The organism is Pseudocitrobacter corydidari (assembly GCF_021172065.1).
Classification (GTDB): Bacteria; Pseudomonadota; Gammaproteobacteria; order Enterobacterales; family Enterobacteriaceae; genus Pseudocitrobacter; species Pseudocitrobacter corydidari.
Genome location: NZ_CP087880.1, coordinates 4956410 through 4979651 on the forward strand (window position 1 = coordinate 4956410; position 23242 = coordinate 4979651).

The window sequence follows — 23242 nt, forward strand, 5'->3', positions numbered from 1 at the left end:
CTTACTCCTGATCTATTTCAATTCGCTGAATCTGTAAACCGTCATCCGCCACAATTTGCAGGTCGTTACTTTGGCATTGCGGGCAGCGGCGCACGTGAACGGAGAGCAACTGAACATATTGCTGGCACTTTTCGCACCAGCACTCCGCCTCTTGTTCTTCGACGTGTAATTTACATCCTTCAGCTAACGTGCCGCGGCATACCAGATCAAAACAAAAGGTCATTGCGCTGGTTTCAACGCAGGAAAATGCGCCAACTTTGAGCCAGACCCCGGTTACGCGTTTTGCGCCGTGCTGGGTGGCCTGCTGTTCGACGATTTCCAGCGCCCGCTGGCAGAGCGTAATTTCGTGCATAACGCCTCCGACATTTCATTGACCCGGTTAATGCAATAACGATGCCAGAGATGAAATCTGATGCATTTGTACTGTCGATGACAGTGTCAAACTGACGAAATGACATGTCACCATTCATCAGGTTGATAGTTAAAATCATTAAATATCAATAAATTAAAAACTGGCATGGAACGTGCTTATCAGGGTGAGTCTCTATCAACCGGGTAACCTGACATGACCATTTGGGAAATTAGCGAAAAAGCTGACTTCATCGCCGATCGACACCATCGCCAACAGGAACAGTGGCGTATTTACTGCAACTCGCTGGTTCAGGGGATCACGCTTTCCAAAGCGCGCCTGCATCATGCGGTGAATTGCGCGCCGGATAAGGACCTCAGCTTTGTGCTGTTCGAACACTTTGTGCTTTCCGTGAGCCTGGTCGGCGGCTTCAACAGCCACACCATCGAATACACCGTCGAAACGCGCGACGGACAAGACAAAAAATGTATTGCCCGCGCGGAGTTAAACGCCGACGGCACCGTGGATAACGGCGTCAAATGCCGCGACCGCGAGCAGGTGCTGGAACACTATCTGGAAAAAATCGCCCCGGTTTATGACGCCCTGTATGCCGCGCTGGAAAGCGACAGCCCGGTGACGTTCAACCCGCTGGCGCAAAGCGCGAATACGGCCAAAGTAGCCTGAAGTACCGGTGTGTCGACAGGTGTCGAAATGACACCTGCTCTGCATGATTTCGTCAAAAATGACTGTCACCTGAGGAAGACCTGGTGAACCGTTTTGTAATTGCTGACTCAAGCGTCTGTATTGGCTGCCGCACCTGCGAAGCCGCCTGTTCCGAGACGCATCGCCATCATGGATTGCAGTCCATGCCGCGTCTGCGCGTGATGCGCAATGAAAAAGAATCTGCCCCGCAGATGTGCCACCACTGTGAAGATGCGCCGTGTGCCACCGTTTGCCCGGTGAACGCCATCAACCGCGTTGACGGTGCGGTGCAGCTCAACGAGAGCCTGTGCGTAAGCTGCAAGCTGTGCGGCATCGCCTGCCCGTTTGGTGCCATCGAATTCTCCGGCAGCCGTCCGCTGGATATTCCGGCCAATGCTAATACGCCGAAAGCACTGCCCGCGCCGCCTGCGCCTGCACGCGTGAGCACGCTGCTCGACTGGGTGCCGGGCGTTCGTGCTATCGCCGTGAAGTGCGATTTGTGCAACTTCGACGAAGAAGGCCCGGCCTGTGTACGCACCTGCCCAACTAAAGCGCTGCATCTGGTCAATAACATGGATATTGCTCGCGTCAGCAAACGCAAACGCGAACTGACCTTTAATACCGACTTAGGCGATCTGTCGCTGTTGCAGAGCATGCAGGAAGGAGAGGCGAAATGAGCGTGATGTCGTTAATTGATAGTGCGGTCGCCTGGTTTGCGGCGGCGGCGGTGCTCGCTTTTCTGCTGTCGTTCAATAAACCGCTGAGCGGCTGGGTTGCCGGTATTGGCGGCGCGGTCGGCAGTGCCTGCGCGGCGCTGGCGGGTTTCAGTGTATTAACCCACACTCAGCCGATTGCCGGGGTCATCCCGCTGGTCGGGCATCGCGTGCTGGCCACTCCGCTGAATTCCATCTGGCTGATTGCTTTTGGCCTGTGTGGTCTGTTTATCAGCCTGTTTAACATTACCTGGCACCGTCATCCGCAGGCGAAAGCCAACGGCTGGCTGATGAACATTCTGCTGGCGGCGGCGGTATGCGCCACGGTGGCAGATAACCTGGGGTCGATGGTTGTCATGGCAGAAATCATGGCCCTGTGCGGCGCGTTCCTCACCGGCTGCGCCACCTCCGGCAAACTGTGGTTTGCGCTGGGGCGTCTGGGCACGATTCTGCTGGCAATCGCCTGCTGGCTGCTGTGGCAACGCTACGGCTCGCTGGAACTGTCCGTGCTGAATGAACGGACTCAACTTCTGCCGCTGGGCTCAGATATCTGGGTGCTGAGCGTGCTGGGCTTCGGCCTGCTGGCGGGGATTATTCCGCTGCACGGTTGGGTTCCGCAGGCGCATGCCAACGCCAGCGCCCCGGCTGCGGCGCTGTTCTCCGCCGTGGTGATGAAAGTCGGTTTACTCGGCATTCTGACCGTTTCGCTGATTGGCGTGAATCAACCGCTGTGGTGGGGCATTGCCCTGCTGGTGCTGGGGATGATCACCGCCTTTGTCGGCGGCCTTTATGCACTGATGGAGCACAATATTCAGCGTCTGCTGGCGTACCACACGCTGGAAAATATCGGCATTATTCTGCTCGGCCTTGGCGCGGGCGTAACCGGTATTGCGCTGCAACAGCCGGTGCTGGTGGCGCTGGGCTTAACCGGTGGTCTCTATCACCTGGTAAACCACAGCCTGTTTAAAACCACGCTGTTTCTCGGCGCGGGCGCGGTGTGGTATCGCACCGGGCATCGCGATATCGAAAAACTGGGCGGTATCGGCAAAAAAATGCCGGTTATCTCCATTGCCATGCTGGTTGGCCTGATGGCGATGGCTGCGCTGCCGCCGCTGAACGGCTTCGCGGGCGAATGGGTTATCTATCAATCCTTCTTCAAACTGAGCGCCAGCGACCTGTTTGTTGGTCGTCTGTTAGGGCCGCTGCTGGCGGTGGGCCTCGCGATTACCGGTGCACTGGCGGTGATGTGTATGGCGAAAGTCTATGGCGTCACCTTCCTCGGCGCACCGCGTACCAAAGAGGCGGAAAACGCCTGCTGCGCGCCGCTGCTGATGGGCGTGAGCACCGTGGCGATGGCGCTGCTGTGCGTCGTGGGTGGCGTTGCTGCGCCGTGGCTGCTGCCGCTGCTGACCTCCGCCGTGCCGCTGCCGTTGCAGACCGCGAGCACCGTGGTCTCTCAGCCGATGATCACCTTGCTGCTGATTGCCTGCCCGCTGCTGCCGTTCATCATCATGATTCTCTTCAAAGGCGACCGCCTGCCGAACCGTTCACGCGGCGCGGCGTGGGTGTGTGGCTATGACCATGAGCAATCAATGGTGGTAACCGCGCACGGTTTTGCCATGCCGGTGAAAGAAGCCTTTGCCGTGGTGCTGAAACTGCGCGACTGGCTGAACCCGGTGCGTCTGGTGCCAGGCTGGCAGAACGCCAGTGCGCCAGCGTTGCTGCGCGGTGTGGCGCTCGTTGAGCTTGCCGTGCTGGTGGTGATTGTGATTTCGCGAGGAGCCTGAGAATGACCGTTTTCTTTGCATTACTGCAGGCGCTGGTGCTGTTTGCCGTTGCGCCGCTGCTGTCCGGCATTACCCGCGTGGCCCGCGCGCGTATGCATAACCGCCGTGGGCCGGGCGTGTTGCAGGAGTATCGCGACATTATCAAACTGCTGGGCCGCCAGAGCGTCGGGCCGGATGCATCCGGTTGGGTCTTCCGCCTGACGCCGTTTGTGATGGTCGGCGTGATGCTGACCATTGCTACCGCGCTGCCGGTGGTAACTGTAGGGTCTTTGATGCCGTCTCTGGGCGATCTCATCACCCTGATTTATCTGTTCGCCATTGCCCGTTTCTTCTTTGCTATCGCCGGGCTGGATACCGGTAGTCCGTTCACCGCCATCGGCGCAAGCCGTGAAGCGATGCTCGGCGTGCTGGTGGAGCCGATTCTGCTGCTCGGCCTGTGGGTAGCCGCGCTGGTGGCGGGGTCTACGCACATCAGCAATATTGCGAACACCGTTTATCACTGGCCTGTTTCTCACTCCCTGCCGCTGCTGCTGGCCCTTTGCGCCTGCGCGTTCGCCACCTTTATCGAAATGGGCAAACTGCCGTTCGACCTGGCTGAAGCCGAGCAGGAGTTGCAGGAAGGCCCGCTGTCTGAGTACAGCGGCAGTGGCTTCGGCATCCTGAAATGGGGCATCAGCCTGAAACAACTGGTGGTGCTGCAAATGTTCGTGGGCGTCTTCATTCCGTGGGGTCAGATGACCAGCTTCAGCGTTGGCGGCCTTGTGCTGGCAGTGGTAGCAGCGGTCGTCAAACTGGTCGTCGGCGTTCTGGTGATTGCCCTGTTCGAAAACAGCATGGCGCGTCTGCGTTTTTGCGCCACGTCTCGCGTCACCTGGGCGGGTTTTGGTTTTGCGTTTTTAGCTTTCGTCTCCTTGCTGGCGGCGTGATTAAGAGAGTTTGAGCATGTCTGAAGAAAAAATCGGTCAACATTACCTCGCCGCACTGCATCAGGCCTTTCCGGGCGTGGTGCTGGATGAAGCCTGGCAGACGAAAGATCAGCTTACTATTACGGTGAAGGTGAACTACCTGCCGGAAGTGGTGGAGTTCCTTTACTACAAACAGGGCGGCTGGCTGTCGGTGCTGTTCGGTAACGACGAACGCAAGCTGAACGGCCACTACGCGGTCTATTACGTGCTCTCCATGGAGCAGGGCACGAAATGCTGGGTAACGGTGCGCGTCGAAGTGGACGCCAACACGCTGGAATATCCGTCCGTGACGCCGCGCGTGCCTGCTGCCGTGTGGGGCGAGCGCGAAGTGCGCGACATGTACGGGTTGATTCCGGTTGGTTTGCCGGATGAACGTCGTCTGGTCCTGCCGGATGACTGGCCGGACGAACTCTATCCGCTGCGTAAAGACAGCATGGATTACCGTCAGCGCCCGGCGCCGACCACCGATGCCGAAACCTACGAGTTCATCAACGAACTGGGCAGCAAAAAGAACAACGTGGTGCCGATTGGCCCACTGCACGTGACTTCCGATGAACCGGGCCACTTCCGTCTGTTTGTTGACGGCGAAAACATTATCGACGCCGACTACCGTCTGTTCTACGTCCACCGTGGCATGGAAAAGCTGGCGGAAACCCGCATGGGCTACAACGAAGTTACCTTCCTGTCGGATCGCGTCTGCGGTATCTGCGGCTTCGCCCACAGTACGGCGTACACTACCTCCGTTGAGAATGCGATGGGCATCGTGGTGCCGGAACGTGCGCAGATGATCCGCGCCATTCTGCTGGAAGTGGAACGCCTGCACTCGCACCTGCTGAACCTCGGCCTGGCCTGCCACTTCACCGGCTTCGACTCCGGCTTTATGCAGTTCTTCCGCGTGCGTGAGACCTCCATGAAAATGGCGGAAATTCTCACCGGGGCGCGTAAAACCTACGGCCTGAACCTGATTGGCGGCATTCGTCGCGACCTGTTGAAAGATGACATGATCCAGACCCGCCAGCTGGCGCAGCAGATGCGCCGCGACGTGCAGGAGCTGGTGGACGTGCTGCTGAGCACCCCGAACATGGAACAGCGCACCGTCGGCATTGGTCGTCTCGACCCGGAAATCGCCCGCGACTTCAGTAACGTCGGCCCGATGGTTCGCGCCAGCGGCCACGCGCGCGACACCCGCGCCGATCACCCGTTTGTCGGTTATGGCCTGCTGCCGATGGAAGTCCACAGCGAGCAGGGTTGTGACGTGATTTCGCGCCTGAAAGTGCGTATCAATGAAGTGTTTACCGCGCTGAATATGATTGATTTCGGTCTCGATAACCTGCCTGGCGGCCCGCTGGCGGTGGAAGGCTTTACCTACATTCCGCATCGCTTCGCCCTTGGCTTTGCCGAAGCGCCGCGCGGCGACGATATCCACTGGAGCATGACCGGCGACAACCAGAAACTCTACCGCTGGCGCTGCCGTGCGGCGACCTACGCCAACTGGCCGACCCTGCGTTACATGCTTCGCGGTAACACCGTTTCCGATGCGCCGCTGATTATCGGTAGCCTCGACCCTTGCTACTCCTGTACCGACCGCATGACCGTGGTTGATGTGCGTAAGAAGAAAAGCAAAGTGGTGCCGTACAAAGAACTTGAGCGCTACAGCATCGAGCGTAAAAACTCGCCGCTGAAATAAGGAATCGCCATGTTTACCTTTATCAAAAAAGTGATCAAAACCGGTACGACCACGTCGTCGTATCCGCTGGAGCCGCTGCCGGTTGATAAAAACTTCCGTGGCAAACCGGAACATAATCCGCAGCAATGTGTGGGCTGTGCGGCCTGCGTGAACGCGTGCCCCTCCAACGCGCTGACAGTGGAAACGGATTTAGCCACCAATCAACTGGCGTGGCAATTCAACCTGGGCCGCTGCATTTTCTGTGGCCGCTGTGAAGAAGTGTGCCCCACAGCGGCAATTAAACTGTCGCAGGAGTACGAACTGGCGGTGTGGAAAAAAGAGGACTTCTTACAGCAGTCGCGCTTTGACATCTGCAACTGCCGCGTTTGTCAGCGTCCGTTCGCGGTGCAAAAAGAGATCGACTATGCCATTGCGATCCTCAAGCACAACGGCGACAGCCGCGCGGAGAAACATCGCGAAAGCTTCGAAACCTGCCCGGAATGCAAACGCCAGAAATGCCTGGTGCCGTCCGACCGTATTGAACTGACTCGCCATATGAAAGAGGCCAGCTGATGAGCGCTTTAATAGGCCCACGTGATGATAACGGCATGCCGGTGCCGATGACGGTGGAAGAGTCCATCGCCAGTATGAAAACGGCGTTACTGAAAAACATCAAACGTTCCGCGTATGTTTACCGCGTCGACTGCGGCGGCTGTAACGGCTGCGAAATCGAGATTTTCGCCACACTTTCGCCGCTGTTCGATGCTGAACGCTTCGGCATTAAAGTTGTGCCGTCGCCGCGTCATGCAGACATCCTGCTGTTCACTGGCGCAGTCACCCGCGCCATGCGTTCCCCGGCGCTGCGTGCCTGGCAATCCGCGCCGGACCCGAAAATCTGTATCTCTTACGGTGCCTGCGGCAACAGCGGCGGCATCTTCCACGACCTGTACTGCGTCTGGGGCGGCACCGACAAAATCGTGCCGGTGGATGTCTACATCCCAGGCTGCCCGCCGACGCCTGCCGCCACGCTGTATGGCTTTGCGATGGCGCTCGGCCTGCTGGAGCAGAAAATCCACGCCCGCGCGCCGGGTGAACTGGATGCACAACCGGCGGAACTGCTGCACGCGGATATGAACCAACCGCTGCGCGTACGTATCGATCGCGCCGCGCGCCGTCTGGCGGGTTATCGCTATGGCCGCCAGATTGCAGACGACTATATGCGTCTGCTGGGGCAAGGCGATCACCAGGTACAGCGCTGGCTGGAAGCCGAAAGCGACCCCCGTCTGACCGAAATTGTCGGTCAGCTTAATCACGTTGTTGAAGAGGCGCGTATCCGATGAGCGAAACGGTGGTGTTCAGTCAACTGAGCCGTAAATTTATTGATGAGAACGATGCGACGCCGTCTGAGGCGCAGCAGGTTGTCTATTACAGCCTGGCGATTGGCCACCACCTCGGGGTGATCGACTGCCTCGAAGCCGCGCTGACCTGCCCGTGGGATCAATATCTGGCATGGATTGCTACGCTGGAAGAGGGCAGCGTCGCGCGGCGCAAAATGGAAGGCGTGCCGAAGTACGGTGAAATCGTTATCGACAGTAATCACGTCTCTATGCTCGCGAACGCGTTTGATAAAGCGCGCGCAGGGCAAACGGCGCAGCAGAAGGAATGGAGCGAAGCGATGCTCGGCATGCTGCACGCGATATATCAGGAAAGTGCGATTTATTTGATGGTCCGGAGGCTTCGTGACTGACGTATTACTTTGCGTGGGCAACAGCATGATGGGCGACGATGGCGCAGGCCCGTTGCTCGCCGAAATGTGCGCCGCCGCGCCGAAAGGCAACTGGGTAGTGATTGACGGCGGCAGCGCGCCGGAAAACGACGTCTTCGCCATCCGCGAACTGCACCCGGAACGTCTGCTGATTGTCGATGCCACCGACATGGGGCTTAACCCTGGCGAGATCCGCATTATCGACCCGGACGACATCGCCGAGATGTTTATGATGACTACCCATAACATGCCGCTGAACTATCTGGTTGATCAGCTTAAAGAAGATGTTGGCGAGGTGATTTTCCTCGGCATTCAGCCGGATATTGTCGGCTTCTATTACCCGATGACCCAGGCGATTAAAGACGCGGTTGAGGTGGTTTATCAGAGGCTGGAGGGATGGGAAGGCAACGGCGGATTTGCGCAGTTAGAGGCCGAGGAGTAACAATGCCGGATGGCGGCTGCGCCTTATCCGGCCTACCAATCTATGCCATACCGTAGGCCGGATAAGCGTTAGCGCCATCCGGCACTGCTGTTACCCCAAATCTTCCCCGTTACTGGCAATCACCTTCTTATACCACCAGAACGATTTTTTGCGCGTGCGCGCCAGCGTGCCGTTGCCCGCGTCGTCACGGTCGACATAGACAAAACCGTACCGTTTGCTCATCTCGCCCGTCGAGGCCGCCACCAGGTCGATACAGCCCCAACTGGTGTAGCCGATAACCGGAATACCGTCGCCAATCGCTTCGCCCATCGCGCGAATATGTTCGCGCAGATAGCTGATGCGATAGTCGTCGTTAATCTCGCCCTGCGCGTTCACTTCATCTTTCGCACCCAGCCCGTTTTCCACTAAAAACAGCGGCTTCTGGTAACGGTCGTACATCATGTTCATGGTGATGCGCAGCCCCAGAGGGTCGATGCCCCAGCCCCATTCGCTGGCCTGGATGTGCGGGTTTTTCAGCGATTTCACAATGTTTGCCGCGTTGGTGTTATTGGCGTTCATGCCGGCAGACGCGCAGCGAGACGCGTAGTAGCTGAACGACACGAAATCGACGGTATTTTTCAGGATCTCGTCATCGCCCTCGGCTTTCTCAATCACCACGCCTTTTTCGCGGAATACGCGGGCGGAGTAAGAGGGATACGCGCCACGCGCCTGTACATCGATAAAGAACAGGTTTTCGCGGTCTTTCTCCAGCGCCATCCACACATCTTCCGGCTTGCAGGAGTATGGGTAGAAATTGCCGCCCGCCAGCATGCAGCCAACCTGGTTTTGCGGGTTAACCTCGTGGGCGATTTTGGTTGCCAGCGCGCTGGCGATAAGCTCATGGTGCGCCGCCTGGTACTTCACCTGATCCTGATTCTCACCGTCTTCAAACACCAGCCCGGCACCGGAGAAGGGGCTGTGCAGCATAATGTTGATTTCATTGAAGGTGAGCCAGTATTTCACCAGCCCGTCAAACGCTTCAAAGCAGGTGCGCGCGTAGCGAGTGAAGAACTCGACCATTTTGCGGTTGCGCCAGGAGCCGTACTCCACCACCAGATGCATTGGCACATCGAAGTGGCATAACGTGACCAGCGGTTCGATGCCGTACTTTTTGCACTCTTCAAATACCGCGCGGTAAAACGCAATGCCTTCTGCGTTCGGCGTCAGCTCATCGCCGTTCGGGTAGAGTCGTGCCCAGGCAATGGAGGTGCGGAATACGGTGAAGCCCATTTCCGCCATCAGGGCGATATCTTCTTTGTAACGATGATAAAAATCGGTCGCCTGATGGCTAGGGTAAAACTCATCGTCACGCAGGCTAAAGCGTTTTTCCAGGCCCAGCTTAACCGGCAGGCGATTTGCGCCATGCGGGATCATATCGACCGTGGTCAGGCCTTTACCGCCTTCAAGATAAGCGCCTTCGCACTGGTTGGCGGCCAGTGCGCCGCCCCATAAAAATCCTTCTGGAAATGTCGACATGCGTTTCCTCATTAAATGTTTTGTTATTCAAACAGTTGCTGGCGCTGCGGCCTGACGCGTGCGGGCATCGGCGGCGGCCTCTTCGACCGGGATATCTTCAAAGCCCAGGATCAGCGTCAAAATAAAGGAGAGCACCACCGCCAGCGCCATCACGCCAAAGACCCACACAATGGTCATCGGATTCGCGGGGTCAAAGAACTGCACGCTGGTGAACAGGCCGGGTGCCGCCATCGAGTGGCTGGCAAGCCCGGCAATACCTGCAACGGCACCGCAGATAAAGCCGCTGATCAGGCTGGCGATTAACGGACGCTTCAGCCGGACCGCCACGCCGTACAGCGCCGGTTCAGAGATGCCCGCCAGAATGGCTGAAGCCGCCGCAGCCAGCGCCGTCTGGCGCAGTTCCGGGTTTTTGGTTTTCCACGCCACCGCCAGCGATGAGCCGCCCAGCGAAAGGTTCGCACCGATTTCTGACGGCATCACCATGCCCTCTTTGCCCGTTTCAGCGATGGTTTGAATAATGGTGGGCGTAAAGACGCGGTGCATCCCGGTCATCACCAGCAGCGGCCACAGCGCGCCCATAATGGCGACCGACAGCCAGCCGAGATAGCCGTGAATGGTGTACACCAGTGCAGAGATACCGCTGCCGATCCAGATACCAATCGGGCCGATAAGCAGGATCGCCAGCGGGGCGGCAATCAGTACAATCAGCATTGGTTTGAGGAAGTTTTTCGTTACCGCAGGCGTAATGCGATCCACCCAGCGTTCGATGTACGACAGGCACCAGGTCATCACCAGCGCCGGAATAACCGTATAGGTATATTTCACCGCCGTGACCGGCACGAAGGCGAATTCCACATGCTCGCCCTGTGCGGCTTTCGCCATCAGTTCGATAAAGCTTGGGTGCACCAGCACGCCTGCAATGGCGATGGCCAGCGACATGTTGGTTTTGAATTTCACGGCGGCAGAGGCGGCGACCATCAGCGGCAGGAAGAAGAATGCCCCGTCGCCAATCACCGTCAGGATAGTCAACGTCGGTGCGCCTTTGGTGAGCACGCCGGACATTTCGAGGATCATCGCCAGCAGCTTGACCATCGATCCGCCGATTATCGCTGGGATCAACGGCGACATGGTGCCGATCAGCGCATCAAGGATCCCCGCGCCGATGCGCTTCAGCGTTATCTTCGGTTTCCCCTGCGGTACGGCAGGCTGCATATTCTCCGGCAGCAAACTCACCACTTCCCGGTACGCCTGGGAAACGGTGTTGCCGATGATCACCTGGCACTGGTTATCGCTGCGCACCACGCCGAGCACGCCGCTCAGGCTTTTCAGCGCAGGGCTATCGACCAGGGAATCGTCTTTCAACACGAAGCGCAGACGCGTCATGCAGTGGGTCACCGCGGAAATGTTGTTGACGCCGCCCAGTAAATCGACGATCGACTTTGCCAGCGCCGCATAGTTTTTGGACATCGGAATCTATCCTGTTTTTATCTGTAGGGTACTCATCGCCAGGCGATGAAACGTTGCATAGGAAACCGGTTCCACAAAATCATGATGAGTTTCATGACCACTAACAAGAGATTAAAAAATCATTTTTTAAATTTGTGACATTGATCGCTATGCATGGCAAATGCTGAAAAAGGGCGGTGGCTGAAGTACACTGCTGCCCATCATTTTTGACGAGGGAAGCGAAATGGCGACGATGCTGGAGGTGGCAAAGCTGGCTGGCGTGTCGAAAGCGACGGTCTCACGCGTGCTGACCGGCAACGGCTACGTGGGTCAGGAGACCAAAGACCGGGTCTGGCAGGCGATTGAAGAGAGCGGCTATCGGCCTAATCTGCTGGCGCGCAATCTGGCGACCAAACGCACGCAAACGCTGGGGCTGGTGGTCACCAACACCCTGTATCACGGTGTCTATTTCAGCGAGCTGCTGTTTCACGCCGCGCGGATGACGGAAAACCAGGGCCGCCAGTTGATCCTCGCCGACGGTAAACACAGCGCGGAAGAGGAGCGGGCGGCGATTCAGTATCTGCTCGATATGCGCTGCGACGGCATCATCATCTACCCGCGTTTTCTCAGCGTTGACGAAATCGACGAGCTGATTCAGCAGCATGAACAGCCGGTGCTGGTGCTCAACCGTCGCCTGCGCCGTAACCTCAGCCACTGTGTGTACTGCGACCAGGCGCGTACCAGCCAGAATGCGGTGGAGAAGCTGATTGCACAGGGGCATCGCGATATCGCATTTATCACCGGTTCGCTTGATTCGCCAACCGGCATTGAACGCTTGTCAGGCTACAAAGCTGCTTTAGCTGAACACAATATTCCACTTCATGATGCGCTGATTGTCGAAGGGAAATGGACGCCAGCGACGGGTCTGGCGGGTGTCGATACGCTGCTAGCGCGCGGCGTTAGCTTTAGCGCGCTGGTCGCCAGCAACGATGACATGGCTATCGGGGCGATGAAACAACTTCAGTCGCGCGGCCTGCGCGTACCGGAGCAGGTCTCTGTTGTGGGTTTTGATGATATCGCCCTGGCGCCGTACATGCTGCCATCGCTCTCCAGCGTTAAAATCCCAGTGACAGAGATGATTCAGGAGATTATCCATCGTCTGATTTTCATGCTCGATGGTGGCGAGTTCAAACCACAACCTTCCTTCCTCGGCGAGCTTATCGCACGCGATTCCCTCGGCACAGGCCCGCAGGGGTAATCTCGTCACCTGTCATCGTCACTCGTGACGATGACAGGGTTAGACACAGCGCTTCAAATAAAAAATCCTTAATAAACAGCGTAATAAAAGTTGGCGCGAATAATGCATTCTCCGGCTCATTCATTGTCATTGCTGGAGAATTTGATGAACCGTTTCATCATTGCAGATGCGAGTAAATGTATAGGCTGCCGGACATGCGAAGTGGCATGCGTGGTTAGCCACCAGGCCGAACAGGATTGCGCCGCGCTGACGCCGGAATCTTTCCTGCCGCGAATTCATGTGATTAAAGGCGTGAACGTCTCTACCGCGACCGCGTGCCGCCAGTGCGAAGACGCGCCGTGCGCTAACGTCTGCCCGAACGGCGCAATTCGCCGCGAAAAAGGCTTTGTGCATGTGATGCAGGAACGCTGCATCGGCTGCAAAACCTGCGTCGTAGCCTGCCCGTATGGCGCGATGGAAGTGGTCGTGCGCCCGGTTGTACGCAACAGCGGCGCGGGCCTCAACGTGCGTGCCGAAAAAGCCGAAGCCAACAAATGCGACCTTTGCTTCCACCGCGAGCAAGGCCCGGCCTGTATGGAAGCCTGCCCGACGCACGCTATTTTCTGCGTCGATCGCGACAAGCTTGAGCAAATCAGCGCCGAAAAACGTCGTCGCGCTGCGCTCGATACGTCGATTTCCCTGTCGTTTTAATGATCCTCCGTTTCACTTTTAACAGGTCTGTTACTGATGAAAAAAATTACAAGTGTTTGTCCGTATTGTGGTGCTGGCTGCAAACTGAAGCTGGTTGTCGATAACAATAAAATCATCCGCGCGGAAGCGGCCGATGGGAAAACTAACCAGCATGAACTGTGCCTGAAAGGCTATTACGGCTGGGATTTCCTGAACGACACCAAACTGCTGACGCCGCGCCTGACGCAGCCGATGATCCGCTATGAAAAAGGCGGCAAGCTGACGCCAGTGAGCTGGGATGAAGCCATCAGCTATACGGCAAAACGCTTAGGCGAGATCAAAGCGAAATTCGGTCCGCGCGCCATTATGACCACCGGGTCATCGCGCGGTACCGGGAATGAAACCAACTATGTGATGCAAAAATTTGCGCGCGGCGTGCTGAATACCAATAACGTCGACTGCTGCGCGCGCGTCTGCCACGGGCCTTCCGTCGCAGGCTTGCAGGAAGCGCTCGGCAACGGCGCGATGAGTAACTCCATCGAAGACATTGAAAACTCAAGCTGTCTGCTGGTCTTTGGCTACAACTGCGCCGATTCGCACCCTATCGTGGCGCGTCGCGTAATCAAAGCCAAAGAGAAAGGCGCGAAAATTATCGTCTGCGACCCGCGTCGCATTGAAACCGCGCGTATCGCCGATCAACATCTGCAAATTAAAAACGGCTGCAACATGGCGCTGGTGAATGCGTTTTCCCATGTGCTGCTGGAAGAAAATCTCTACGACAAAGAATACGTTGCGCGCTACACCACCGGTATCGACGAGCTGCGTGAAATCGTGAAAGATTATGCGCCGGAAGCGGTAGAAGCCCTGACTGGCGTGACCGCACAACAGATTCGTCAGGCGATGCGCACCTACGCGGCGGCGCCGAGCGCCACCATTATGTGGGGCATGGGCGTGACGCAGTTTGGTCAGGCCGTGGATGTGGTGAAGGGGTTGGCAACGCTTGCGCTGCTCACCGGCAATCTGGGTCGTGAACATGTTGGCGTCGGCCCGGTGCGGGGTCAGAACAATGTGCAGGGCGCGTGCGATATGGGCGTGATCCCCAACCAGTTCCCTGGTTATCAGGACGTGGTGGATGCCGACGTGCGGGCGAAATTCGCCAAAGCCTGGGGTATTGACGCCAGCCTGATGGACGACAAAGTGGGCGTGCGCATTACTGAAGTGCCGCATCTGGCGCTGGAAGGGAAGGTGAAAGCCTACTACATCATGGGTGAAGATCCGCTGCAAACCGAGGCCGACTTAGGCCTGGTGCGCAAAGGGTTTGAAGCGCTCGACTTCGTGGTGGTGCAGGACATCTTTATGACCAAAACCGCCGAGCAGGCCGATGTGCTGCTGCCCGCCACCTCCTGGGGCGAACACGGTGGCGTCTTCACCTGTGCCGACCGTGGTTTCCAGCGTTTCGAAAAAGCCATCGAACCAAAATACAACGTCAAACGCGACTGGGAAATTATCAGCCTGATTGCCCAGAAAATGGGCTATCCGATGCATTATGATAATAACCAGCAAATCTGGGACGAAATGCGTGAGCTTTGCCCGCTCTTCTATGGCGTGACTTACGATAAAATGGGCGACATGGGGCACGTACAGTGGCCATGCCCGACGCTCGATCATCCCGGCACGCCGTATCTTTACGCAGGCAATCAGTTTGATACCCCGGATGGCAAAGGCCATCTGTTCGCCGCACCGTGGCGTGCGCCCGCCGAACGCCCGGATGATAAATATCCGCTGGTGCTGTGCACCGTGCGCGAAGTGGGGCACTACTCCTGCCGCTCGATGACCGGTAACTGCGCGGCGCTGCAATCGCTGGCCGACGAACCGGGATTTGTGCAGATTAACCCGCAGGATGCACAGAAACTGGGCGTGAAAGACAAACAGCTGGTGTGGGTGGCGTCGCGTCGCGGTAAAGTGATCACGCGTGCCAACGTCAACGAGCGTATCAATCACGGCAGCGTCTATATGACCTACCAGTGGTGGATTGGCGCCTGTAACGAACTGACCCAGGACAACCTCGATCCCATCTCCAAAACGCCGGAAACCAAGTACTGTGCGGTGAATATCAGTGCGATTGAGGATCAGAACTGGGCGGAAAACTACGCGCTGGAAAGCTACCAGTCGATGAAATCCCGCCTGCGCGAGGCGGTAGCAGGATAATGAATGACGATAACGCATAACGGCGTCGAAATCCGCATCCGCGGTAAAGTACAGGGGGTGGGCTTCCGCCCCTTTGTCTGGCAACTGGCTCAGCAGCAGGCGCGCGTGGGCGATGTTTGCAACGACGGTGCGGGGGTGCTCGTTCGTTTGCTGGGCGAAGAAGCGGATTTCCTTGCCGCGCTTCATCAACACTGCCCGCCGCTGGCGCGTATTGATGAGACGCAGGTGCAGCCTTATGTGTGGCAAAGAGAGCCTGACGACTTCGTGATCCGCGAGAGCGGCGCGGGGGCGATGAGCACGCAGATTGTCCCGGATGCGGCCACCTGCCCGGCGTGTCTTGCGGAGATGAATGACCCGCAGGAGCGCCGTTATCGTTATCCCTTTATCAACTGTACCCACTGTGGCCCACGTTTCACCATTATCAACGCCATGCCGTACGACCGTCCGCTGACGGTGATGGCGGCGTTTCCGCTGTGCTCTGCCTGCGAGGCGGAGTACCGCAATCCTTACGATCGTCGCTTTCACGCCCAGCCGGTAGCCTGCGCCGAGTGCGGCCCGTGGCTGTCGTGGTATGCCGGGAGCGAACCTCTGCATCATGAGGCGGCGCTACAGGCGGCGATTGCGCTTCTCACGTCGGGCGGCATTGTGGCGATTAAAGGGCTGGGGGGTTTTCATCTGGCCTGTGATGCGGGCAATGCCCGCGCGGTAGCGACGCTGCGCGCCCGTAAGCATCGCCCGGCGAAACCGCTTGCGGTGATGATCCCCACTACGACGAATCTCCCCGATGACGCCAGCCGATTACTGCGCACGCCCGCAGCACCGATTGTGCTGGTGGATAAATCCTGCGTCAGCGGCTTGTGTGATGACATCGCGCCGGGGCTGGCGGAAGTGGGCGTCATGCTCCCGGCTAACCCTGTTCAGCATTTGCTGATGCAGGCGTTGAATCGCCCACTGGTGATGACATCCGGGAATCTCAGCGGTAAACCACCCGCGCTGACCAATGCGCTGGCACTGGCGGATCTCGCGGAGATTGCCGACGGATTTTTACTGCACAATCGCGATATTGTGCAGCGGATGGATGACTCGGTGGTGCGACAAAACGGCGAAATGCTGCGCCGGTCGCGCGGCTATGTGCCGGACGCCATTCCTCTGCCGCCGGGTTTTCACGATATTCCGCCGATGCTTTGCCTGGGTGCGGATCTCAAAAATACCTTCTGCCTGGTACGCGGCGAGCAGGCGGTGTTGAGCCAGCATTTTGGCGATCTCACTGATGAAGGTGTCGAAGCGCAATGGCAGCAGTCGTTGCGTTTGATGCAGGCTATCTACGATTTTACTTCGCAGGCGGTGGTGGCGGATGCGCATCCTGGCTACCACTCCTCGCAGTGGGCCGCCGCCCGCGATTTACCCCATCAAACGGTGCTCCATCACCACGCGCATATTGCCGCGTGCCTGGCGGAACACAACTGGCCGCTGGACGGCGGTGATGTGATTGCGCTGGCGCTGGACGGCATTGGCATGGGGGAAGAGGGCGCGTTGTGGGGCGGTGAATGTCTGCGGGTGAACTACCGCGAGTGTGAACATCTTGGCGGCCTGCCTGCGGTAGCGTTGCCGGGGGGCGACCTGGCAGCACGTCAGCCGTGGCGAAACCTGCTGGCGCACTGCCTGGCGTTTGTGTCGGAGTGGGAAAGTTACCCGGAAACCGCCACCGTGCGCGAGCAAAACTGGCCGCTGCTGGCGCGGGCGATTGAGCGCGGTATTAATGCGCCGCGCGCGTCATCCTGCGGGCGATTGTTTGATGCCGTGGCCTGTGCGCTGGGCTGTGCGCCGCTGACGTTGAGCTATGAAGGTGAAGCGGCTTGTCGTCTGGAAGCGCTGGCGGCGACCTGTACCGGCGTCGAACATCCGTTGCAAAGTGAACAGTTCGACCTTGCTGAATTCTGGCCGAGTTGGTTAGCCTGGCAGGCCAGCCCGGCGGAGAAAGCGTGGGCGTTTCACGATGCGCTGGCGCAGGGGCTGGGCGGTATGATGCGTCGTGAAGCACAGGCGCGGGGCATCTCAACGCTGGCGTTTGGCGGCGGCGTGCTACATAACGCCCTGCTGCGTGCGCGGTTGCTGCACCATCTGGCTAATTTTACGCTGCTTTTCCCGCACAGTTTGCCCGCAGGTGATGGGGCAATTGCGTTCGGGCAGGCGGTGGTGGCTGCGGCCCGGTGCGCGTGATGCCGGATGCGGCTGCGCCTTATCCGGCCTACGGGTTGTGCGCGTAATGTCGGGTGGTTTGGGCTTGTGTGATGGTGCAAATAGGTAGGTCGGGTAAGGCGTAGCCGCCACCCGACAAAAATGTGCGCACGGAGCCAAAAAAAAGCCCCGGCGACCGGGGCAAAAATCAGACGCGATACGTCCATGTATCTGAGGTTCATAAGGGCTCTGCAACATTCGCGAGCAAGGTTAAGTTCAGCAATGGCGTAGCAAATCAGTTCGGCAATAATTTCAACAGGCTAAACGCCTCCTTCATTCTCTCTTCACTCACCACAAAAGCGCGAAGCTGCTGGCTGTCGTCATAGCCCTGGGCAAGCATGCCCTGCGCGCTGGTGGCGATGGTCCAGTCCAGATCCTGACGGCGCGTTTCCCCCGCCAGATGCAGCGGCAGATCCGGCGTTTTCACCTTCACCAGCATATGCGGCAGCTTCAACTCGCCATTCTGGCCGAGCAGATTCTTCGCCAGACACATCGCACTCAACAGAATCGGTTGCAGGAACGGCAGCACGGCGCCGTTGATTTCCGCACAGTCGCCCAGCGCATAGATATCCGGGTTACTGGTCTGCATCGCGCTGTTGACCTTCACGCCGCGATTGATCTCCACACCCGCGCGACGGGCCAGCGCAGTTTCCGGGCGCAAGCCGGTGGCGGCGACGACCGCGTCTACTTCAACCTGACGATTACGGTCAAACTGCGCCACAATCCCGGTTGTCGTTTTCGCCAGCGACTGTAACTGAGTTTTCAGCAGCAGATGCACGCCCATGTCGGTCAGGCGATGTTGCAGGCGGCTGCTCACTTCCGGCGGCATCAGTGACGCCAGAATGCAGGCGGAGTTATCCACCACCGTCACCGCTTTACCTGCGCGGCTGAAGTCCATCGCCAGCTCGCTGCCAATCAGCCCGCCGCCGATAATCAGTACGCGCTGCGCATCACGCAGGGTACTCTGCGCGGCCCCGAATTCCTGCTGGCTGTTGAGGGTCAGCATCAGCTCTTTTCCGGGGACCGGCGGTACAATGGTTGATGCGCCTGTGGCCAGCACCAGTTTGTCGTAATGCCACTCTCTGTCCTGACTTTTCACCACTTTGGCCTGCGCGTCGATGTCGCTCACCCAGGTTTGCGGAAAGAGATTCAGGTTGTACTGCTCGGCAAACTCGCCCGCGGTTTGCAGCGTCAGGTCGGCGGCGGTTTGCCCCCGGCTGACGACGTGGCTGAGATCCGGCTTGTTGTACTCATCAATGCTGTCGGCGGCAATTAACGTCAGCGGCACGGCAGCATCCTGTTTGCGAATGTTTTTCACCAACTGGCGGGCCGCGAAGCCCGACCCGATGATCACGATGCCATTATTCATTTTGCCTCCGTGGCCAGTACGTCGAAGACGTCTTTACCCAGTGAACATTCCGGGCACAGGAAGTTGTCTGGCACGTCGCTCCACGGCGTACCTGGCTGAACATCCTGGTTCGGCTCGCCTTTTGCCGGATCGTAAATCCACTGGCAGACGCTGCACTGCATGCTTGGGCCGAGATCGGCGGCTGCCGCTGCGGCACAGGCGCACTCTTCCTGCGCGGTTGTCGCTTTGGCGCTCACCTCTGGCAGCGGCGCAAGCGCCCACTGGCGGGCGATTTCCCGACCGTGTTCGCGACACACTTCCAGCGCGTCGAAGTCCGGGCGCCATTTGGCTTTCAGGCTCAGCGACATTTCAAAACCGGCATCCTGAAGGCGGGTAGAAAGACGGTCAACCGCGCCGCCGCTCCAGCCGTGTGAACCGAACGCGCTGGCGCGTTTGTTACGGAAACGCAGGCCCGTCAGCTCTTCTACCAGGCCGGCAATTTTCGGCATCATCACGTTGTTCATGGTTGAAGTACCGACCAGCACGCCTTTAGAACGGAAAACATTGGTCAGGATTTCGTTTTTATCGCTGCGGGCGACGTTGAAGATTTTCACCGCCACGCGTGGGTCAACTTCGTTGATGCCCTGAGCAATCGCGTCCGCCATCATGCGGGTGTTGTTCGACATGGTGTCGTAGAAAATAGTGATGCGGTCTTCCTGATAATCGGCCGCCCATTTCAGATACAGTTCAACGATTTGCGTTGGATTGTCACGCCATACCACCCCGTGGGAGGTGGCAATCATATCGACCGGCAGGTTGAAGCCGAGGATCTCGGTGATTTTTGGCGTTACCAGGCGGCTAAACGGCGTCAGGATATTGGCGTAGTAGCGCTGGCACTGTTCAAACAGTTCGGTCTGATCCACTTCGTCGTTGAACAGACGTTCGTCGCAATAGTGCTGGCCGAAGGCGTCGTTACTGAACAGAACCGCGTCGCCAGTCATGTAGGTCATCATGCTGTCCGGCCAGTGCAGCATCGGGGTTTCAACGAAGATCAATTGTTTGCCGTTACCGATGTCCAGGCTGTCGCCGGTTTTCACCGTATGGAAATTCCATTCCGGATGGTGGTGGTGGCCGTTGATGGAATCAATGGCGTTGGTAGTGCAGTAAATGGGCGTGTTCGGGATGTAAGACATCAGCTCGGTCAGCGCACCGGCGTGGTCTTCTTCTGCGTGGTTGATAATAATGTAATCGATGTCGTTCAGGTCGATTTCGCTGCGCAGGTTCTGCACGAATTCGCGGCTGAATTTATGGTCAACGGTGTCGATCAGGACATTTTTACCTTCACGGATCAGATAGCTGTTGTAGCTGCTACCGCGCAGCGTTTTGTATTCGGTACCGTGAAAATCACGCACTTCCCAGTCCCGTTGGCCAACCCAATGAATGTTATTTTTAACCAGAATAGACATAGCAACCTCAATCAAATGCAGTGTTTTTAAAAAAGATGTATTGCTTATTGCAGGTTGCGTGCCAACTTTATAACTTATTGTTTTATATGTTTTTAATAATTTACCGTGCATTTTTGTTGTCAAAATGACTGTTACTAATACTGTCAATATGACAATATGCATTGTCAAAAAGACAATGAGGTCATCATGAGTTTTTCGGTCGACGTGCTGGCGGGTATCGCCATCCAGTTGCAAAGCGGGGTTGGGCATCAGGACCGCTTTCAGCGCTTAATCACCACCCTGCGTCAGGTGCTGGAGTGCGATGCTTCGGCGCTGCTGCGCTACGATGCGCGGCAATTTATCCCGCTGGCAATCGACGGACTGGCGCAGGATGTGCTGGGGCGTCGCTTTACCCTGGAAGGGCACCCGCGGCTGGAAGCTATCGCCCGCGCCGGTGATGTCGTCCGTTTCCCCGCAGACAGCGATTTGCCCGATCCCTACGATGGGCTAATCCCCGGCCAGGAGAGCCTGAAAGTGCATGCCTGCGTCGGCCTGCCGCTGTTTGCCGGGCAAAACCTGATTGGCGCGTTGACGCTCGATGCGATGGAGCCGGAGCAGTTTGATGTTTTCAGCGATGAAGAGCTGCGACTGATATCCGCGCTGGCCGCCGGAGCGCTGAGCAACGCGCTGTTGATTGAACAGCTTGAAAGCCAGAATATGCTGCCAGGCGCGCCCGCCGCGTTTGAGCCGGTGGCCAATACCGACATGATTGGCCTGTCGCCGAACATGATGCAGTTGAAAAAAGAGATAGAAATCGTCGCGGCGTCCGATCTCAACGTACTGATCAGCGGTGAAACGGGCACCGGGAAAGAGCTGGTGGCGAAATCGATTCATGAGGGTTCTCCGCGTGCGGCTAACCCGCTGGTCTATCTCAACTGTGCGGCGCTGCCCGAAAGCGTGGCGGAAAGTGAACTATTCGGCCACGTGAAAGGTGCGTTTACCGGGGCAATCAGCAACCGTAGCGGTAAGTTTGAAATGGCCGATAACGGTACGCTGTTCCTCGATGAAATTGGCGAGCTGTCGCTGGCGTTGCAGGCCAAGCTGCTGCGCGTGTTGCAGTATGGCGATATTCAGCGCGTCGGCGATGACCGTAGCCTGCGGGTCGATGTGCGCGTGCTGGCGGCGACCAACCGCGACCTGCGCGAAGAGGTGCTGGCCGGACGTTTTCGTGCCGATCTGTTCCATCGCCTGAGCGTCTTCCCACTTTCCGTACCACCGCTGCGTGAACGTGGTGATGACGTGGTGCTGCTGGCGGGCTATTTCTGCGAACAGTGTCGATTGCGTCTTGGGCTGTCCCGCGTGATTTTAAGCTCCGGGGCGAGGGCGCATTTGCTGAGTTATGGCTGGCCGGGCAACGTGCGTGAGCTGGAACATGCCGTGCATCGCGCGGTGGTGCTGGCGCGCGCAACGCGCAGCGGTGGCGAAGTGATTCTGGAAGCGCAGCATTTTGCGTTTGAAGAGAGCGTGGTTGCGCCCGTTCAGGAAAGTGAAGCGCCAGCGTTACCCGCGTGTCACAACCTGCGTGACGCGACCGAACATTTCCAGCGTGAGATGATCCGTCAGGCGCTGTCGCAAAACAACAATAACTGGGCGGCCAGCGCGCGGGCGCTGGAGACAGACGTCGCCAACCTGCATCGGCTGGCGAAACGTCTGGGAATGAAGGATTAAAGAATTCCGGCCTGATAAAAGTTTTGCAGGTTGATCGCGCCAACCAGTTGGCCGTGGTCATCCACCACCGGTGCGGCGCTGATTTTTTTCTTCATCAGTTGTTCTTTGGCATCAATGGCGCGGCTCTGGGCATTCAGCGTGGTGCCGTTCACCGTCATCGCCAGGCTCACGTTATCCGCCAGCGCGCCGCCGCCAACCAGCCAGCGGCGCAGGTCACCGTCGGTAAACACGCCTTTCACCTGTAGCTGCTCATCGCATACGGCAACCAGGCCCAGCCCGGTGCGGCTCAGTTCAAGCATCGCATCCATGATACTGGCGTGGATGCTCACCTGCGGCACCTCGGTATCGCGGCGCATCAGATGATGTACTTTATTCAGTAAGCGTGCGCCCAGCGCGCCAGCCGGATGCGAACGGGCAAAATCTTCCTCATTGAAACCGCGCGCCTGCATCACGGCCATCGCCAGCGCATCGCCCATCATCAGCGTATTCACGGTGCTGGACGTGGGGGCCAGACGCATCGGGCAGGCTTCGCGCTCGACGGAAATATCCAGCACCGCTTTTGCCGCTAACCCCAACGGCGAGTGGGATTTTCCGGTCATCGCCAGCAGAACAACGGATTTTTCTTCCAGACGCGGGATGATGAGATCCAGCTCTTTCGCGCCGCCGGAGTAGGAGATAAAGAGCATCACATCCTGACTTTCTACCATACCGAGATCGCCGTGCAGCGCCTCTGCCGGATGAACAAAGAACGCGGGTGTACCGGTGCTGGCGAAGGTTGCGGCGAGTTTTTTACCGATATGGCCCGATTTACCGATACCGGAAACAATCAGTTTGCCTTTGCAATTAATGATGGCTTCGGCGGCTTTGATAAAGTCATCACCCAGGCGGTCCGGCAGCTGACTAGCTTCCTGAAGTTCCAGCATCAGCGTTTGACGGCCCGCTTCCAGTAAAAAATTGTTATCCGCAATCATGGCGTTGCATCCTGTCATTTTTGTATG

Annotated in this window: 20 protein-coding genes; 14 read left to right on the forward strand and 6 right to left on the reverse strand. The window is 57.8% G+C overall.

Annotated elements, in window-relative coordinates; genetic code table 11:
* Position 1 precedes the first annotated feature (1 nt).
* Positions 2 to 352 carry a hydrogenase maturation nickel metallochaperone HypA gene (gene hypA / locus G163CM_RS23140; RefSeq protein WP_231826424.1) on the reverse strand — a complete coding sequence of 117 codons (351 nt, stop codon included), beginning with the start codon at positions 350 to 352 and terminating at the stop codon, positions 2 to 4.
* 213 nt (positions 353 to 565) lie between these two features.
* Between hypA and hycA the strand changes: the two genes are divergently transcribed.
* The 9 genes from hycA to hycI all read left to right on the forward strand — a co-directional run bounded on the left by hycA (position 566) and on the right by hycI (position 8389).
* On the forward strand, positions 566 to 1033 hold the full coding sequence (hycA, locus tag G163CM_RS23145; protein ID WP_149463431.1) for a formate hydrogenlyase regulator HycA: 468 nt from the start codon (positions 566 to 568) through the stop codon (positions 1031 to 1033).
* An 83-nt stretch (positions 1034 to 1116) separates the two neighbouring features.
* Positions 1117 to 1728: a 4Fe-4S dicluster domain-containing protein gene (locus tag G163CM_RS23150; RefSeq protein WP_015963276.1), complete on the forward strand. Its 612-nt coding sequence runs from the start codon at positions 1117 to 1119 to the stop codon at positions 1726 to 1728.
* Positions 1725 to 3551: a formate hydrogenlyase subunit 3 gene (gene hycC, locus G163CM_RS23155; protein WP_231826425.1), complete on the forward strand. Its 1827-nt coding sequence runs from the start codon at positions 1725 to 1727 to the stop codon at positions 3549 to 3551. The genes G163CM_RS23150 and hycC overlap by 4 nt, the downstream gene beginning before the upstream one ends.
* 2 nt (positions 3552 to 3553) lie before the next feature.
* Positions 3554 to 4477: a respiratory chain complex I subunit 1 family protein gene (locus G163CM_RS23160; protein ID WP_231826426.1), complete on the forward strand. Its 924-nt coding sequence runs from the start codon at positions 3554 to 3556 to the stop codon at positions 4475 to 4477.
* 16 nt (positions 4478 to 4493) lie between these two features.
* On the forward strand, positions 4494 to 6203 hold the full coding sequence (gene hycE / locus G163CM_RS23165) for a formate hydrogenlyase subunit HycE (protein ID WP_231826427.1): 1710 nt from the start codon (positions 4494 to 4496) through the stop codon (positions 6201 to 6203).
* A gap of 9 nt (positions 6204 to 6212) precedes the next feature.
* A complete protein-coding gene (locus tag G163CM_RS23170) occupies positions 6213 to 6755 on the forward strand; it encodes a formate hydrogenlyase complex iron-sulfur subunit (protein WP_015963280.1) in 543 nt (180 codons plus the stop codon).
* Positions 6755 to 7522 (forward strand): NADH-quinone oxidoreductase subunit B family protein, encoded by a 768-nt coding sequence (locus G163CM_RS23175; RefSeq protein ID WP_015963281.1) that lies wholly within the window; start codon positions 6755 to 6757, stop codon positions 7520 to 7522. The genes G163CM_RS23170 and G163CM_RS23175 overlap by 1 nt, the downstream gene beginning before the upstream one ends.
* Positions 7519 to 7929 (forward strand): formate hydrogenlyase maturation HycH family protein, encoded by a 411-nt coding sequence (locus tag G163CM_RS23180; RefSeq protein WP_231826428.1) that lies wholly within the window; start codon positions 7519 to 7521, stop codon positions 7927 to 7929. The genes G163CM_RS23175 and G163CM_RS23180 overlap by 4 nt, the downstream gene beginning before the upstream one ends.
* Positions 7922 to 8389 (forward strand): hydrogenase maturation peptidase HycI, encoded by a 468-nt coding sequence (hycI, locus tag G163CM_RS23185; RefSeq protein ID WP_231826429.1) that lies wholly within the window; start codon positions 7922 to 7924, stop codon positions 8387 to 8389. Before G163CM_RS23180 ends, hycI begins: the two co-directional genes overlap by 8 nt.
* 90 nt (positions 8390 to 8479) lie before the next feature.
* Here hycI and G163CM_RS23190 read toward each other — a convergent pair whose 3' ends face one another.
* Together G163CM_RS23190 and ascF are read right to left on the reverse strand one after the other, a co-directional pair.
* The gene (locus G163CM_RS23190) at positions 8480 to 9904 is read right to left on the reverse strand and encodes a 6-phospho-beta-glucosidase (RefSeq protein ID WP_231826430.1); all 1425 of its coding nucleotides are present in this window, start codon (positions 9902 to 9904) and stop codon (positions 8480 to 8482) included.
* 27 nt (positions 9905 to 9931) lie between these two features.
* A complete protein-coding gene (gene ascF / locus G163CM_RS23195; RefSeq protein ID WP_231826431.1) occupies positions 9932 to 11371 on the reverse strand; it encodes a PTS cellobiose/arbutin/salicin transporter subunit IIBC in 1440 nt (479 codons plus the stop codon).
* A gap of 223 nt (positions 11372 to 11594) precedes the next feature.
* On the opposite strand from ascF, the gene G163CM_RS23200 reads away from it, so the two are divergent.
* From G163CM_RS23200 to hypF, 4 genes are all read left to right on the forward strand, one after another.
* Positions 11595 to 12608: a LacI family DNA-binding transcriptional regulator gene (locus G163CM_RS23200; RefSeq protein WP_231826432.1), complete on the forward strand. Its 1014-nt coding sequence runs from the start codon at positions 11595 to 11597 to the stop codon at positions 12606 to 12608.
* Between the two features lie 144 nt (positions 12609 to 12752).
* Positions 12753 to 13298, forward strand: coding sequence for an electron transport protein HydN (gene hydN / locus G163CM_RS23205; protein ID WP_015963289.1), 546 nt, complete (start codon positions 12753 to 12755; stop codon positions 13296 to 13298).
* 36 nt (positions 13299 to 13334) lie between these two features.
* Positions 13335 to 15485 carry a formate dehydrogenase subunit alpha gene (gene fdhF / locus G163CM_RS23210; RefSeq protein WP_015963290.1) on the forward strand — a complete coding sequence of 717 codons (2151 nt, stop codon included), beginning with the start codon at positions 13335 to 13337 and terminating at the stop codon, positions 15483 to 15485.
* Between the two features lie 3 nt (positions 15486 to 15488).
* Positions 15489 to 17705, forward strand: a complete 2217-nt coding sequence (gene hypF / locus G163CM_RS23215) for a carbamoyltransferase HypF (protein WP_231826433.1) — start codon at positions 15489 to 15491, stop codon at positions 17703 to 17705.
* Positions 17706 to 17958: 253 nt separating this feature from the next.
* On the opposite strand, the gene norW is transcribed toward hypF, so the two are convergent.
* Both norW and norV read right to left on the reverse strand, forming a co-directional pair.
* Complete coding sequence (norW, locus tag G163CM_RS23220; RefSeq protein ID WP_231826434.1) at positions 17959 to 19092, reverse strand: NADH:flavorubredoxin reductase NorW; 1134 nt, start codon at positions 19090 to 19092, stop codon at positions 17959 to 17961.
* Positions 19089 to 20537 (reverse strand): anaerobic nitric oxide reductase flavorubredoxin, encoded by a 1449-nt coding sequence (gene norV, locus G163CM_RS23225; protein ID WP_231826435.1) that lies wholly within the window; start codon positions 20535 to 20537, stop codon positions 19089 to 19091. Before norV ends, norW begins: the two co-directional genes overlap by 4 nt.
* 186 nt (positions 20538 to 20723) lie before the next feature.
* On the opposite strand from norV, the gene norR reads away from it, so the two are divergent.
* Positions 20724 to 22244: a nitric oxide reductase transcriptional regulator NorR gene (gene norR / locus G163CM_RS23230; protein ID WP_231826436.1), complete on the forward strand. Its 1521-nt coding sequence runs from the start codon at positions 20724 to 20726 to the stop codon at positions 22242 to 22244.
* Here the strand turns inward: norR and gutQ are convergent.
* The gene (gene gutQ / locus G163CM_RS23235) at positions 22241 to 23215 is read right to left on the reverse strand and encodes an arabinose-5-phosphate isomerase GutQ (protein ID WP_015963295.1); all 975 of its coding nucleotides are present in this window, start codon (positions 23213 to 23215) and stop codon (positions 22241 to 22243) included. The two genes, norR and gutQ, sit on opposite strands and share 4 nt — an antisense overlap.
* Positions 23216 to 23242: the final 27 nt, after the last annotated feature.

Bases quoted from the DNA above. Each gene is read 5' to 3' on its own strand.
- hypA (WP_231826424.1), bottom strand. From the start codon at position 352: ATGCACGAAATTACGCTCTGCCAGCGGGCGCTGGAAATCGTCGAACAG.
- hycA (WP_149463431.1), top strand. From the start codon at position 566: ATGACCATTTGGGAAATTAGCGAAAAAGCTGACTTCATCGCCGATCGA.
- hycC (WP_231826425.1), top strand. From the start codon at position 1,725: ATGAGCGTGATGTCGTTAATTGATAGTGCGGTCGCCTGGTTTGCGGCG.
- G163CM_RS23160 (WP_231826426.1), top strand. From the start codon at position 3,554: ATGACCGTTTTCTTTGCATTACTGCAGGCGCTGGTGCTGTTTGCCGTT.
- hycE (WP_231826427.1), top strand. From the start codon at position 4,494: ATGTCTGAAGAAAAAATCGGTCAACATTACCTCGCCGCACTGCATCAG.
- G163CM_RS23170 (WP_015963280.1), top strand. From the start codon at position 6,213: ATGTTTACCTTTATCAAAAAAGTGATCAAAACCGGTACGACCACGTCG.
- G163CM_RS23175 (WP_015963281.1), top strand. From the start codon at position 6,755: ATGAGCGCTTTAATAGGCCCACGTGATGATAACGGCATGCCGGTGCCG.
- G163CM_RS23180 (WP_231826428.1), top strand. From the start codon at position 7,519: ATGAGCGAAACGGTGGTGTTCAGTCAACTGAGCCGTAAATTTATTGAT.
- G163CM_RS23190 (WP_231826430.1), bottom strand. From the start codon at position 9,904: ATGTCGACATTTCCAGAAGGATTTTTATGGGGCGGCGCACTGGCCGCC.
- ascF (WP_231826431.1), bottom strand. From the start codon at position 11,371: ATGTCCAAAAACTATGCGGCGCTGGCAAAGTCGATCGTCGATTTACTG.
- G163CM_RS23200 (WP_231826432.1), top strand. From the start codon at position 11,595: ATGGCGACGATGCTGGAGGTGGCAAAGCTGGCTGGCGTGTCGAAAGCG.
- hydN (WP_015963289.1), top strand. From the start codon at position 12,753: ATGAACCGTTTCATCATTGCAGATGCGAGTAAATGTATAGGCTGCCGG.
- fdhF (WP_015963290.1), top strand. From the start codon at position 13,335: ATGAAAAAAATTACAAGTGTTTGTCCGTATTGTGGTGCTGGCTGCAAA.
- hypF (WP_231826433.1), top strand. From the start codon at position 15,489: ATGACGATAACGCATAACGGCGTCGAAATCCGCATCCGCGGTAAAGTA.
- norW (WP_231826434.1), bottom strand. From the start codon at position 19,092: ATGAATAATGGCATCGTGATCATCGGGTCGGGCTTCGCGGCCCGCCAG.
- norV (WP_231826435.1), bottom strand. From the start codon at position 20,537: ATGTCTATTCTGGTTAAAAATAACATTCATTGGGTTGGCCAACGGGAC.
- norR (WP_231826436.1), top strand. From the start codon at position 20,724: ATGAGTTTTTCGGTCGACGTGCTGGCGGGTATCGCCATCCAGTTGCAA.
- gutQ (WP_015963295.1), bottom strand. From the start codon at position 23,215: ATGATTGCGGATAACAATTTTTTACTGGAAGCGGGCCGTCAAACGCTG.